Below are 15,058 nucleotides of genomic sequence, written 5' to 3'. Positions count from 1 at the left end.
CATATAAAAAAGAAGTGGGGAATATGATAAGAAAAAAGATTGTAATTAAAGGAAGAGTACAAGGTGTTGGCTTTAGACCATTCGTTTATAGGATAGCATTAAATAATAATTTAAAAGGATATGTTAAGAATTCTAATAAGGGTGTAGTTATAGAAGTTCAAGGTAATTCTAAAAATGTAGAAAATTTTTTAGAAGAAATCAAGGAAAAACCACCAGATTTAAGCTATATAGATGAAATAAAAATAGAAGATGGAAAATTAGGAAGTTTTAAAGAATTTAAAATTCTAGAAAGTAGTGTAGATAATAAAGAGATTACTTTAATATCTCCAGATATAGCAACATGTAAAGAATGTGAAAAAGAATTGTTAAATATAAACAATTCTAGAAGATATAATTATGCTTTTATAAATTGTACTAATTGTGGACCAAGATTTTCTATTATAGATAATCTTCCTTATGATAGAAAGAATACTTCAATGAGTAGGTTTGAAATGTGTTTTGAATGTACTAAAGAATATAGAAATCCTATAAATAGAAGATTTCATGCAGAACCAACATGCTGCACAAGTTGTGGTCCACAATTAACTCTTTTAAATAATGAAGGACAAGTAATTAAAAATGTTAATGAAATAGAGGAAGTTAAAAAGTATTTAAAAGAGGGGAAAATTATATGTGTAAAGGGGATAGGAGGATTTAATCTTATATGTAATGGTAAGGATGGAGATTCAATAGAAAAGCTTAGAATTAGAAAGAATAGAAAACGTAAGCCGTTAGCTTTGATGATGCGGGATATAGATGTTGTTTATAAATATTGCAATATAAATTCAATAGAAGAAAAGATTTTAATTGGGAATAAAAAACCAATACTACTTTTAGAAAAAAAGAATAATTTACTTCCTTATAATATTTCATTTAATAATAAACGATTAGGAGTAGTATTGCCATATAGTCCACTTCATTATTTATTATTTGATAATGAGATAGAAACTATAGTTTTTACTAGTGGAAATTTAAGTGGAGCACCTATTATATATAATAATTTTCAAGCAGTAAAGAATCTTAAAAATATTTGTGATTACTTTTTGATTCATGACAGGGATATTAATAATCCAATAGATGATGCTGTAACAACTGTGATTTTAAATGAGGAAAGGGTTATAAGGTTAGGGAGAGGCTATGCACCATTATCTTATAAATATAACTTAGAAAATAATATTTTATCTTTAGGTTCTCAATTCAAAAATACATTTTCTTTAAGCTGCAGAGAGTATTTTTTTACTAGTCCATATATTGGAGATATGGATAGTATTGAATCTATTAAGTATTTTGAAAAACATTTAAATTTTATACAGAATATCTATAATATTAAACCTAATATAATTGCTTACGATAATCATCCTAATTATTGGTCAAATGATTTTATTGATGAAAAGCAATATAAAACAAGAAAATTATATAATAATTGCAATATGGTGGGGGTATATCATCACCATGCCCATATAGTTAGTTGTATGTTTGAGAATAATGAGAGAAACAAAGTTATTGGTGTTGCTTTTGATGGCGTTGGATATGGAGAAGATAAGAAGTTATGGGGAGGAGAATTTTTAATATGTGATTATAAAAAATTTAGAAGAGTTGGTCATATTGGATATATGGCTCTACCTAGTGGTGATGGAGCAGTAAAAGAACCATGGAAAATTGGTATTTCATTAATATATAAAGCTTTTAAAGAAGAAAAATTATGGTGTAAAGAAAATGGTTTTACTTATATAAATAATGATAAATTTAAAGAAAATTTTTTTAATAGTATATTTGATAGTATATATGATAATTCAATAAATAAAATACAGAAAGTTAAAGAAATTTTTAATAATAAATCTGTTAACTTTATTATTAATATGATTGAAAAAAATATTAATTGTCCTTTAACATCTAGCATTGGAAGGCTATTTGATGGAGTGGCTAGTATTTTAGATTTTACAGGTATTGTAAATTATGAAGGCGAAGCTGCTTTGTATTTACAAAATTTAGCAGAAGACTTTAAAAATTCATTAAATAATAAGATTTTATATATAGATAAATATAGATATAAAATAATTAAAAAAAATTCAATTTATATAATAAATACTAATAAAATTATATTAGAAATTTTAATGGACATACAAAATAACTTACGCAAAGGTGAAATAGCGCTAAAGTTTCATAATACTATAATAGATTTTTCATATGAACTTTTACTTAAAATTAGAGAAGAGGAAAAATTAAATACAGTAGCTTTGAGCGGAGGAGTGTTTCAAAATCCAATACTATTAGAAGGATTATATATTAAATTAAAAGATGATAATTTTAATATTTTAACTCATAAAATTATACCTTGTAATGATAGTGGATTATCTATAGGGCAGATTATTATAGCAAATGAATTGGAGAAGGTGTAAATATATGTGTGTAGCAATTCCTGGTAAGGTTTTAGAAATATATAATAAAGATGCATTAATTCAGTTTGGAAAAATAAATAAAGTGATAAACATAGAATTGATAGAGGATTTAAAAAAGGGAGAATATGTATTAGTACATGCAGGATGTGCAATAGAAAAAAAGAATGAAGAAGAGGCTTTAGAGATATTAGAAATATTTAAAACATTAATAATGTGATATTTTGCTTAGGTAAGATTTTGTAGTAACATAATATAATTTAATGGCTATGTTTTAAGTGAATGTTGATATTGTAGTATAAAGCTCATGGACAGGGGAATTTGCTTTAAGAACTCTAAAATAAAGCTTAGTCCAATTAATGCATGCTCCCAATCAAAGATTGCTGACAAGCAATTAATTGTACAAATTTTCATTAAGAGTTCTAAAAAGTAAATTCCAATGCCAGTTCGCCCTTATACTAGAATATCAACACTATTTTAAAACATAGCGAATTTAATAAAGGGAAAATGATATGTATATTAATAATTTAAAGAAATCAGAAGAAATAGAAATAGCTCTTAAGTTGATAAAGAAAATAAAAGAAAAAGCAACGAAAATAGAAGAAATAAGAATAATGGAAGTATGTGGTACCCATACAAAAAGTATTTATGATAATGGAATAGATAAATTATTACCTAAAAATGTGAAAATGATAGCGGGTCCTGGATGCCCTGTATGTGTAACACCACAAAATTACATTGATAGTGCTATAGAATTAAGCAAGAAAGAAAATATAATAATAACTTCATTTGGAGATATGATCAAAATTCCAGGGACAAAAAGTTCCCTAAGAGAAGAAAAGGCAAGAGGGAGGGATATAAGAATTATTTATTCACCTTTAGATGCTTTAAAAATAGCACAAGGAAATAAAACTAAAGAAGTAATATTTTTAGCAGTAGGATTTGAAACAACAGCACCTTTAATAGCATTGGCTTTAAAGGAAGCAAAAAGTAATAATATTAATAATTTTTCTATTTTACATTCCTTAAAAACTATGCCAAATGCAATGGAAACATTAATTTTAGATGAAAAGATAAAGATTGATGGATTTATATGTCCAGGTCATGTAGCAACAATAATAGGAAGTAAAGTTTTTGAGGAATTATCTAAGAAATATAAATTACCAATGTTAGTGTGTGGTTTTAAAGCTATAGATATATTATGTGGAATACTTTCTATAATAATAATGAAGGAAAAAGGTGAATATAATTTTATAAATTTTTATAAAACCTTTGTTAAAGAATTTGGAAATAAAAAAAGTAAATCATTATTAGAAGACGTTTTTATAAATGAGGATAGTATTTGGAGGGGACTAGGAAAGATTAAAGATACAGGTTATAAATTAAAAGAAGAGTATATTTTTTTTGATGCGAATATAAGATTCTCATTAAAAGAAAAGAAGATTTTATCAGATAAAAATTGTATATGTGGAGAAATTTTAAAAGGGATTAAAATACCAAAAGATTGCACATTGTTTGGAAAAGTGTGTACTCCAAGTAATCCCATAGGACCTTGCATGGTATCTAGTGAGGGTACTTGTGGGATAGTATATGAAAATTTATAATGTGGCGTAGCCACTTTGTTTTTTAGGAGGTAAAGATGGGTATTATAACTTTAGCACATGGTAGTGGAGGAGAAGAAACAAATAAACTAATAGAAAATATATTTATAAAATACTTTAATACTGAGGAATTAAAAAAGCAAAATGATTCAGCGATATTAAATGAACTTAATGGTAAAATTGCAGTAACAACAGATAGCTTTGTAGTGGATCCAATATTTTTTAAAGGTGGAGATATAGGAAAGTTAAGTATTTGTGGTACTGTAAATGATTTGGCAGTAAGTGGATCAACTCCATTATATATTACAGCAGGATTTATTATTGAAGAAGGTTTTGAAATAGAGAATTTAGAAAAGGTAGTAAAATCAATGACTATTACTGCAAAAGAAGCAAAAGTTAAAATAGTGGCTGGGGATACAAAGGTTGTAGAAAAAGGACGAGGACATAAAATATATATAAATACTACTGGAATTGGAGTAATAGAAAGTTATGGATATATATTAAAAGGTAGTAATGTAGAAGTGGGAGATAAAATAATTTTAAGTGGAACCATAGGAGAACATGGTATGTGTATAATTAACGAAAGGGAAAAATTGTCGGTAGAATCTAACATTATAAGTGATTGCGCCGCTTTAAATATTTTAACTAAAGAAATTATTAAATGTACCAAGGAAATTAGAATTATGAGAGATCCAACAAGGGGTGGGTTAGCTAATACCCTAAATGAATTAGTAAACATAAGTGGAAAAAGTATGAAAATTTATAAAAGAGATATACCTATAACTGAAGAAGTTAGGAGTTTTTGTGATCTTCTAGGTTTTGATCCTTTATATGTTGCTAATGAAGGAAAGTTGATTTGTATAGTTAGTAAAAATGAAGCAGAAAAAGTATTAAGAGTGATGAAGTCAAATGTACTTGGGAAAGATTCAGCTATAATTGGTGAGGTTATAGAAGATGATAGAAAATATCTTTACATTGAAACAGATTTAGGTTCAACCAAAATATTAAAAATGGCACAAGGAGAGTTATTACCAAGAATATGTTAAGTTCAATTACTCTATCCAGTTTGATTATGCATATATCAACACTTTGCTAAAACATAGCCTAAAATAAAGTTAAAAAGACTACAGCCCCTTAGTTAGATGCTGAAGTCTTTTTTGTAATTTTCTACTTTTTTTGTTAAAGGTAATTTAAACTTATTTTAATTACATATCATGTTTGTCAATTGTTCCTATAATGTGTTTTATTGTTTTTGAAGATTCAATAATTTTTTTCTTATCTTCAGATGTTAGTATATCGAAATATGTATATAACTTGTCTGTCATATGATCTTTAATAATTTTAATGGTTCTTGTACCAGATTCCGTATTATTAAGCAAAATTTCTTTACGATTTTCAGGATTAACAACTCTGTTTACGTGTCCTTTATTAACCAAGTTGTTTACGATACCAGTAGCTTGTTGCTTGGTAATCATAAGTTCCTTAGCTAAATTAGTCATATTAATAGAATTAAATTTATCTAAGATACATAATGTTTGCATTTGTAATCTACTGATATTAATCACTGGGTTTGTTTCGATGGGTCTAATTATCATTTTTTTCATAAAAACAGATAGATCCATTAATTCATTTAAAATTTCTAAAGTATCTTCATTTTTCAAGAAAATCACCTAACATTTCATTCAGATTTTACATATTTGTATTTATATTAAGTTTATATTCTAATTACAAAAAGGTCAACAAATATTTACAGTAAATACTTATTGACATAGATGGAATTTCATTGTAAGATAATTTTCATAGTAAATAAATGTTGACAATTTTAAAATAATAATCAGTTAGTAATGTCTGTTAATTATCAAGTGATTTTAGAAATTGGATAAGTATTATAAAGTTTTTTAACTTAAAAATTATCTAATATCAACATAAGAAGAGAGGAATAAAAGGATATGCTTAAATTATTAAAACATTTAAAGAAATCAGTTTGGCTTATTTTAGCTATATTAGTTTTATTGGTAGGGCAAGCAGTTTGTGATTTGACTTTACCTAAATATACTTCTGATATTGTTAATGTAGGTATTCAACATGGAGGAGTAGATAAGATAACTCCAGATGTAATTAGAGAAAGTGAAATGGAGAGACTTTCTTTGTTTATGGAAGACAAAGATTATAAAGAAGTACTAGAAAATTATGACTTGGTTAACAAGGGATCTACTTCCGATGAAGAATATCCTTTATTAGAAGAAGAAAATCTTTATGTATTAAAAAATATTGATAAAGATAAAATTGAAGAATTAAATTCAATACTTGGAAAACCGATGGTTATGGTTTCTAATTTTGAAAGTGATTCAGATAAAGTTAAGGCTATGGAAAACCAAATGATTAGTTCATTCCCCCCTGGAGTATTAAAGGAAGATGCAAATATCTTTGATATATTTAAAGTTATGCCAAAAGAACAATTTAAAGAAATAACATCAAGCATGAATGAAATGTTTAGTAAGTTAGATGATAGTAGCATTGATCAAATGGCAGTTTCTTTTGTGAAAAATGAATATACTAAAATTGGTGTTAATATGGATAAATACCAAACTAATTATATATTCTCATCTGGAGCAAAAATGCTTGGATTTGCATTAGTTAGCATGATGGCAACAATACTTGTAACATTGATAGCTTCAAGAGTTGCAGCTGCATTTAGCAGAGATTTAAGAAGCAGTGTATTTAAGAAAGTTGTTGGATTTACAAATAAAGAATTTGATGATTTTTCAACAGCATCATTAATTACACGTTGTACTAATGATATTCAACAAATTCAAATACTTACAGTAATGGTACTTAGATTTGTATTATATGCCCCAATTCTTGGGATAGGTGGATTTATAAAAGTTTTAAACACCAATAGTACAATGTCTTGGGTCATTGGTGTAGCAATACTGTCTATATTAAGTCTTGTAAGTGTGTTATTTGCAATAGCTATGCCTAAATTTAAAAAATTACAAAAATTAGTTGATAAAATAAACTTAGTTGCTAGAGAAATCTTAACAGGAATTCCTGTAATACGTGCATTTAGTACAGAAAAACATGAAGAAGAACGTTTTGATAAAGCAAATAAGGAGTTAACAGACGTTAATTTATTTGTTAATAAGATAATGGCTTGTATGATGCCTGCAATGATGTTTATCATGAATGGAATCACAGTTTTAATTGTATGGGTTGGTGCTAGTAAAATAGAAAATTTAACAATGCAAGTTGGAGACTTAATGGCATTTATTCAATATACAATGCAAATTATAATGGCATTTTTAATGCTTTCAATGATATCAATTATGATTTCACGTGCTGCAGTATCAGCAAAGCGTATTGCAGAAGTTTTAGATACAGAAGGACTTATAAAAGATCCTGTATCGGCTAAATCATTTGAGTATAATAAAAAAGGTTATGTAGAATTTAAGAATGTTAACTTTAGATATCCAAATGCAGAAGAAGATGTTTTAAGTAATATTAATTTTACTGCAAAACCAGGACAAACTACAGCAATTATAGGAAGCACAGGTAGCGGTAAAACAACATTGGTTAATTTAATACCTCGTTTTTTTGATACAACTGAAGGAGAGATCATAGTTGATGGCATAGATGTACGAAATGTTACACAACATGATTTAAGAGATAAAATTGGATATGTTCCTCAAAAAGGAATGCTATTCTCAGGAACAATAGAATCAAATATTAAATATGGTGCTGAAAATGCTCCAAAAGAAGTAATGATAAATGCAGCTAGAGTTGCACAAGCTACTGAATTTATTGAAGCAAAGGATGACACATATAATAGTCCAATTTCTCAAGGTGGAAACAATGTATCAGGAGGACAAAAACAAAGATTATCAATAGCAAGGGCAATTGCAAAGCAACCAGAAATATATATATTTGATGATAGTTTTTCTGCTCTTGATTATAAGACAGATATAGTTCTTAGAAAGGCATTAAATGAACAAATAAAAGATGGTACTATTTTAATTGTAGCTCAAAGAATTAGTACAGTATTAAATGCTGATCAAATTATTGTTTTAGATGAAGGAAAAATAGTAGGAAAAGGAACTCATAAAGAATTATTAAAATCCTGTGAGGTTTATAAGCAAATTGCTTTATCACAACTTTCAAAGGAGGAACTTGAAAATGAGTAAGAGTACGCAAAGAAAAGGTCCAATGGGCGGCAAAATGGTTGCAGGAGAAAAAGCCAAGAATTTTAAAGGTACTATGAGTAAATTGATGAAATACTTAAGTGCATATAAAATTCCTATAATTTTTGTATTTGTTTTTGCTATAGGTAGTACAATATTTTCTATAGTAGGACCTAAAATCTTAGGTAATGCAACTACAGAATTGTTTGAAGGATTAATGAGAAAAGTATCTGGAGGATCAGGTATTGACTTTGATAAAATTGCAAAAATACTTGGAGCATTAATTTGTTTATATGTTATTAGTGCAATATTCTCTTTTATACAAGGAATATTAATGACAAATGTTTCTCAAAAGTTGACATATACATTAAGAAAAGAATTATCAGAAAAAATACATCGTATGCCAATGAAATTTTTTGATAGCAGAACACATGGTGAAGTATTATCAATTTTCACCAATGATATAGATACACTATCTCAAAGCTTAAATCAAAGTGCTACTCAACTTATAACATCAATTACAACAGTTATAGGTATTATGATAATGATGTTTAGCATTGACTGGATAATGACTTTAGTAGTTTTATGTATATTACCAATTTCTATGGCTATTATAGGATTTGTTGTTAAAAAATCGCAAAAACATTTTAAGGCACAACAGAAGTACTTAGGTCATGTAAATGGTCAAGTTGAAGAAGTCTTCAGCGGCCAAAATATAGTTAGGGTGTTTAATAAAGAACAAAAGGTAATTGATGAATTTGAAGAATCTAATTATGTATTATATAAGTCAGCATGGAAATCTCAATTTTTATCAGGACTTATGATGCCAATAATGACTTTTGTGGGTAATCTTGGATATGTAGCAGTTTCAATTTTAGGTGGATATTTTGTAATCAATGGTAGAATTACAGTTGGTAATATTCAATCATTTATTCAATATAGTAGGAACTTTACTCAACCAATTGGTCAAATCGCTCAGGTTTCAAATTTACTACAATCAACAGCAGCTGCGGCTGAAAGAGTTTTTGAATTTTTAGATGAGGAAGAAGAAGATCAATTTGCTAAAAATCCTGTATCTATTAATGATGTTCATGGTAATGTAGAGTTTAAAAATGTACAATTTGGATACAATAAAGACAAAATTATAGTAAATGATTTTAGTGCTAAAATTAAAAAGGGACAAAAGATTGCAATTGTAGGACCAACAGGAGCTGGTAAATCAACAATAATTAAACTTTTAATGCGTTTCTATGATGTAAATAAAGGGAAAATTTTAATTGATGGTAATGATTTAAGAGACTTTAATCGTAGTGAACTTCGTGAGGAATTTGGTATGGTATTACAAGATACATGGTTATATAACGGAAGCATAATGGAAAATATCAGATATGGTAAATTAGATGCAACTGATGAAGAAGTGATTGAAGCAGCCAAAGCGGCTCATGTTCACAACTTTGTAAAAACTTTACCAGATGGATATGATATGGAATTAAATGAAGAAGCAAGTAATGTTTCAGCGGGACAGAAACAATTATTAACAATAGCAAGAGCTATATTAGCTGATCCAAAGATTCTTATTCTTGATGAAGCAACAAGTTCAGTTGATACAAGAACAGAATTACTTATTCAAAAGGCAATGGATAATTTAATGAAGGGAAGAACTAGTTTTGTTATAGCTCATAGATTATCAACTATAAAAGATGCTGATCTAATTCTTGTAATGAAGGATGGAGATATTATAGAACAAGGAAATCATGAAAATCTGTTAACTAATAATGGATTTTATGCGAACCTTTATAATTCACAGTTTGAAAAGGCAAAAGCAATGTAAAAATCTTATAAATGGATTAAAATTTAAAAAATATAATTTAAAACAAATGATAATGTAGAGAAATACTTAAATATATAGTATAAAAAGTGCCTAAATATTAATTATTTTAATATTTAGGCTTATTTTTATATTGAAAAATATCGAATATATAAATGTAGTACATATTTAATTAGTAAGTTTAGTATATCATTATACTTTAAAACAAATACGTTAATAATGAAAAATTATGAAAAATAACCAAAAAGTGATATAATATTGAAATTGGTGTAAATGATATCATACAATAAAACTAACATTAGAAAAAAATACAATCTAATAAGTAATAATTAATACTTAAATAGAAAATTTATGTATTAGTAATAATAATAATTACATAAAATAATTAGGAGTGATTTTTATGATAAATAAAATAGCAGATAATGAATTAATGCAGGCATTTTACACATTAATGCCTTGTTTTAAATATTATTTTGAAGATGAATTAATTTTTACAATATCTAATACGGAAAGATTTTTATTAGTTAAAGACAGTACAAACTTAAAAATGCAATCTAAAACAGGCGATATAATTCCAGAAGGATGTGCAGCTGATGTTTGTCTAAAAGCTAAAAAACAAGTATCTATTATGGTACCAGAAAGTGTATTTGGAGTAACACTAAAGACAATAGCAATTCCAGTTTTTGAAGATAATAAAATAGCAGGAACAATAGTAATTGGTATGAGTGTTGAGAGAAAAGAAAAAATATCTAATATGTCAAATACTTTATCAGATTCATTAGCACAAATAGGAAGTAATTTATTGGATATGTCTTCTGGACTTCAAAAAATATCTGCAACTAATTCAGATATAGAGAAGTTTATAGAAATTACCAATGATAATTATAAAAAAACAGATGATGTTTTAAAGTTTATAGAAAGTATAGCTAAACAAACTAACATGCTTGGCTTAAATGCGGCTATAGAATCAGCTAGGGCAGGGGAATATGGAAAAGGATTTAGTGTAGTATCTAATGAAATTAGAAAATTATCTCAATCAAGTAGCGAATCTATAAATGAGATTAACGAAATATTGAGTAATATACAAAGTTCAATAAATGAAATATATAATAGATTTAATGCTTCAAATTTATTATTAGACGGACAAGCATCGGGAATTGAAGAGCTTACAGCTGCAGTTCAAGAACTTAATTCTACTGCAACACTTCTAAAAGAATTTGCATCAGAAATATAAAATGGAGGGGTCAAAATGAAAATAACTACTTTAATAGAAAATACACAAGATAAGGATGAAAAGTTAAAGAATGAACATGGACTTTCTATGTTTATTGAAGGAAGTGGTTGCAATGTTTTGTTTGATACAGGAAAGACAGGAGATTTTATTGAAAATGCAGTAAACTTAAATATTGATCTCAAAAAGACAGACATTATGGTTTTAAGTCATGCTCACTATGACCATTGTGGAGGAGTAAAAAAATTATTAGAAACTTATAATATAAAACCTAAACTTATAGTAAGCAAGCATTTTTTTGAAAGAACAGATAAATATCATTATTCAGATGGAAGTCTTAAATCAGATTTTTCAAAAGAACCAGGATATGCTTATATAGGAACAGACTTTGATAAAAATTATATAGAGAGTAAAGGTGTTTCTGTAGAAAGTTTAGAAAAAGATATTTTAGAAATATGCGATAATATTTTTGTATTCTCTAATTTTAATAAGTACTATGAATTCGAAAAAGTAAACCCTAATATGCAACGTAAAGTTAATGATGAATATATAGTTGATACATTTGATGAAGAAATCGCTTTAGGAATAAAAACTAAAAAAGGTTTAGTTATATTACTTGGATGTGCACATCCAGGATTTTTAAATATGGTAAAAACCATAGAAGAAAGAACTAATGAAAAGATAGTAGGAATAATAGGTGGTACACATCTTATAGAAGCGGATGATGATAGAATAAAAAAATCAGTGGATTATTTAAAGAAATCAGGTGTTGAATTATTAGGATTATCTCATTGTACTGGTGAAAAAGCAGTAGAAATATTTAATGAGGAATGTAAAACTTCATTTACTAATAGAACAGGTACAATAGTAGAATTAGATTAATTTTTAGGATATAAATTACTTAATAAATTTAAGGAGCTGTCTCAGAATGATTTTTTAAATCATTAGCTGATGACGGTTCCTTTTCATTTATAAATTAATTAAAAGATAGCTACAATAATTAAAAAATATATATTAAATAGTAACCGCTTAAATATGAATTTCATATTATGTAGTATGTGTTAATTCTTAAGTTAAAATATATAATTTTAAAATTTTAATAGATTAAAATCCTTAAATAAAAATATAGATATTAGATAATTCTATTTTTAACCAAGGAGGATTAAATATGACACAATGGAAATGGTGTGTAGAAGGTCAAGATGGAAAGGTTATAAAAGGCTGGTATGAAGAAAATGGGAAATGGTATTATTTAAATGATGAGGGAATAATGCAGACTGGGTGGGTAAAAGACAAAGATGGATTATGGTATTATATGGATTCCAATGGAATAATGCAAACTGGATGGATTAAGCTAAAGGAAATTTGGTATTATCTTGAGGAATCTAGTAATGGCTATAAAGGAAAATGTTATATTGATTGTACTGCAAGTATTAATGGGAAACAGTATACTTTTGATAAAGATGGTAGTATGTTAGAAAATACTTTAGTATCTGATGCTTGTATTGATTTTATAAAATCTTGGGAGGGTTTTTTTTCAAAACCATATTATGATATGGTTGGAGTCTTAACATTAGGTTATGGAATGACTGGAGATGAAATAAAGGGGTTATCTAGTATAACTGAAAGTAAAGCAAGTGAAATGTTAAAAAATTTAATTAACAATAAATATGCTAAAATAATAAAAAAAGATTTAGATGATAAAAATATAAGTTTAAAACAAAATGAACTAGATGCATTAGTAAGCTTTGCATATAATTGTGGGGTAGTAGGATTGCTAGGCTCTACACTATATAAAAATATAATTGCAGGAATAAGAGATAAAGATATAATTACTTCTAATTTTCAAGCTTGGAGTAATGGTGGAGGAAAAAGAATAGAAGGGCTTTATAGAAGAAGAACTAAAGAGGCTGCCATGTTCTTAAGTGCAGATTATAGAGGTAATATATAATAAATATGTACACTAAAGACTAGAGATTAAATTTAAGGGTAATTATAATTTTATGGGTTATATTAAACCTTAAATACTATAATTACTCTTTTGAGTAAATTATTAATTTTAAGAGAATTTATAAAAAATTATTTACTTTTAAAAAATTTAAGCTATAATAAGATAAAGAATAAAATATAAGAATAGATAATTATTTTTATATACAATTTCATATTGTTAAAAATTTTGACAAGAACTTTTAATTTAGTCCAGAGAGGCTAAAAAGGGGAGATAATAGTATTTTCCTCTTATTTATTTAAGGAGGTATTTTTTTTATGTCAGAAATTATAAGTATTACAAAAGAGCAATTCGGAGAAATTTCGTGGAAAAAAACAGGGGGCAAGTTAGTATTAGCATTACAACACTTAATTGCAATGTTTGGAGCAACTGTTTTAGTTCCTATTTTAACCGGTCTTGATATTTCGGTAGCATTATTTTGTGCAGGTATTGGAACATTAGTATTTCATATTTGTACAAAAATGAAAGTTCCAGTCTTTTTAGGCTCATCATTTGCATTCATTCCAGTAATATGCGCTGTTGGACAAACATATGGCGATTTAAGATATGCACAAGGTGGAATAATGATAGCAGGTCTAATCTATGTCTTAATGTCTTTTATTATCAAAAAAATTGGTACTGATAAAATAAAATATATATTACCAGCACAAGTTGTTGGACCTATGATTATGGTAATAGGATTAAATTTAATTCCAACAGCTATAAATATGGCTAAAGACAATTTAATCATTGGAGTTATAACATTAGGAGTAACTTTATCAGTAAAATATTTAGGAAAAGGATTTATATCTCAAATATCAATATTATGTGGGGTTATTGTAGGATATATAGTATCTTATTTTATAGGGTATGTTAATGTTCAAGCAATTTCAGAAGCGAGCATTATAGTTATTCCACATTTTACATTACCTAAATTTGATTTAGGAGCGATAATGATTATTGTACCAGTAGTACTAGCTACTTTTATGGAACATATTGGTGACATAACAACAAATGGTCAAGTTGTTGGAAAAAATTTCATAGAAGAGCCAGGATTAAATAGGACGTTACTAGGAGATGGACTAGCTACTATGATAGCAGCATCATTTGGGGGGCCAGCTAATACTACATATGGAGAGAATACTGGAGTTTTAGCAATTACTAAAAATTATGATCCATCAATATTAAGATTAGCAGCTATATTTGCAATAATGCTAAGCTTTATAGGTAAGTTTGGATCTGCAATAAGCACAATTCCACAAGCTGTTATGGGTGGAATAAGTATAATGTTATTTTCTATGATTTCATTAGTTGGATTTAATACTATAAAATATCAAAAAGTGAAAATAGATTGGAGAAATTTACTTGTAATTATTACAATACTAGTAATAGGACTTTTAGGAACTTTCATAGAGAAAAAATTTGGAATTTTAGTAGGAATAAGAATAAATGATACAGTATCTATATCAGGATTAAGCTTTGCAGCAATTGTTGGAGTAGCATTAAACTTAATATTAAACAGAGTGAATTTCAAAAAATAAAATAATAAATAAAGGCTCTGTTTTAGCGGAGTATTGATATATGTATAAGCAAAGTGGGCGGAGTATAAGTATAAGACTATATCATTTCTGTAAGTATTTAGTTATAGAAATGATATAGTCTTTTTTATTTTTATATTAGTTTTTTCATATGCTTTAAAAAAGACATATATATATAAATCAAATAAAATATTAAAATGATTATAAAATTAATTAAAAAATTAAGAGAGATAGCTTTTAACTATTAAGAAATGTTGAAT

At 26.9% G+C, this 15,058-nt stretch carries 11 protein-coding genes; 10 read left to right on the top strand and 1 reads right to left on the bottom strand.

The window, feature by feature from the left end:
• Positions 1–23: 23 nt before the first annotated feature.
• From hypF to hypE, 4 genes are all read left to right on the top strand, one after another.
• Positions 24–2,438, top strand: a complete 2,415-nt coding sequence (gene hypF / locus NG901_RS09585; protein WP_252213965.1) for a carbamoyltransferase HypF — start codon at positions 24–26, stop codon at positions 2,436–2,438.
• A gap of 4 nt (positions 2,439–2,442) precedes the next feature.
• Complete coding sequence (locus NG901_RS09580) at positions 2,443–2,655, top strand: HypC/HybG/HupF family hydrogenase formation chaperone (RefSeq protein ID WP_252213963.1); 213 nt, start codon at positions 2,443–2,445, stop codon at positions 2,653–2,655.
• Between the two features lie 292 nt (positions 2,656–2,947).
• Complete coding sequence (gene hypD / locus NG901_RS09575; RefSeq protein WP_252213961.1) at positions 2,948–4,039, top strand: hydrogenase formation protein HypD; 1,092 nt, start codon at positions 2,948–2,950, stop codon at positions 4,037–4,039.
• A 35-nt stretch (positions 4,040–4,074) separates the two neighbouring features.
• Positions 4,075–5,082 (top strand): hydrogenase expression/formation protein HypE, encoded by a 1,008-nt coding sequence (gene hypE, locus NG901_RS09570; RefSeq protein ID WP_252213959.1) that lies wholly within the window; start codon positions 4,075–4,077, stop codon positions 5,080–5,082.
• A 159-nt stretch (positions 5,083–5,241) separates the two neighbouring features.
• Here hypE and NG901_RS09565 read toward each other — a convergent pair whose 3' ends face one another.
• On the bottom strand, positions 5,242–5,601 hold the full coding sequence (locus tag NG901_RS09565; RefSeq protein ID WP_252213957.1) for a MarR family winged helix-turn-helix transcriptional regulator: 360 nt from the start codon (positions 5,599–5,601) through the stop codon (positions 5,242–5,244).
• A gap of 384 nt (positions 5,602–5,985) precedes the next feature.
• Here NG901_RS09565 and NG901_RS09560 point away from each other — a divergent pair, with 384 nt between their 5' ends.
• The 6 genes from NG901_RS09560 to NG901_RS09535 all read left to right on the top strand — a co-directional run bounded on the left by NG901_RS09560 (position 5,986) and on the right by NG901_RS09535 (position 14,801).
• The gene (locus NG901_RS09560) at positions 5,986–8,217 is read left to right on the top strand and encodes an ABC transporter ATP-binding protein (RefSeq protein WP_252213955.1); all 2,232 of its coding nucleotides are present in this window, start codon (positions 5,986–5,988) and stop codon (positions 8,215–8,217) included.
• Positions 8,210–10,045 (top strand): ABC transporter ATP-binding protein, encoded by a 1,836-nt coding sequence (locus NG901_RS09555; protein ID WP_252213953.1) that lies wholly within the window; start codon positions 8,210–8,212, stop codon positions 10,043–10,045. Before NG901_RS09560 ends, NG901_RS09555 begins: the two co-directional genes overlap by 8 nt.
• Before the next feature lie 397 nt (positions 10,046–10,442).
• Entirely contained in the window at positions 10,443–11,276 is an 834-nt protein-coding gene (locus NG901_RS09550) for a methyl-accepting chemotaxis protein (protein WP_252213951.1), read from the top strand.
• 15 nt (positions 11,277–11,291) lie between these two features.
• Positions 11,292–12,155 carry an MBL fold metallo-hydrolase gene (locus NG901_RS09545; protein ID WP_252213949.1) on the top strand — a complete coding sequence of 288 codons (864 nt, stop codon included), beginning with the start codon at positions 11,292–11,294 and terminating at the stop codon, positions 12,153–12,155.
• Positions 12,156–12,441: 286 nt separating this feature from the next.
• Positions 12,442–13,224 carry a lysozyme gene (locus tag NG901_RS09540; RefSeq protein WP_252213947.1) on the top strand — a complete coding sequence of 261 codons (783 nt, stop codon included), beginning with the start codon at positions 12,442–12,444 and terminating at the stop codon, positions 13,222–13,224.
• A 314-nt stretch (positions 13,225–13,538) separates the two neighbouring features.
• Positions 13,539–14,801, top strand: coding sequence for a uracil-xanthine permease family protein (locus NG901_RS09535; RefSeq protein ID WP_252213945.1), 1,263 nt, complete (start codon positions 13,539–13,541; stop codon positions 14,799–14,801).
• Positions 14,802–15,058 lie beyond the last annotated feature (257 nt).

The organism is Clostridium sp. CMCC3677, assembly GCF_023845585.1.
In the GTDB taxonomy this organism is placed as follows: domain Bacteria; phylum Bacillota; class Clostridia; order Clostridiales; family Clostridiaceae; genus Clostridium; species Clostridium aquiflavi.
The sequence above is the reverse complement of the archived record's forward strand: the minus strand, read 5'-3'. Positions and strand labels throughout refer to the sequence as shown.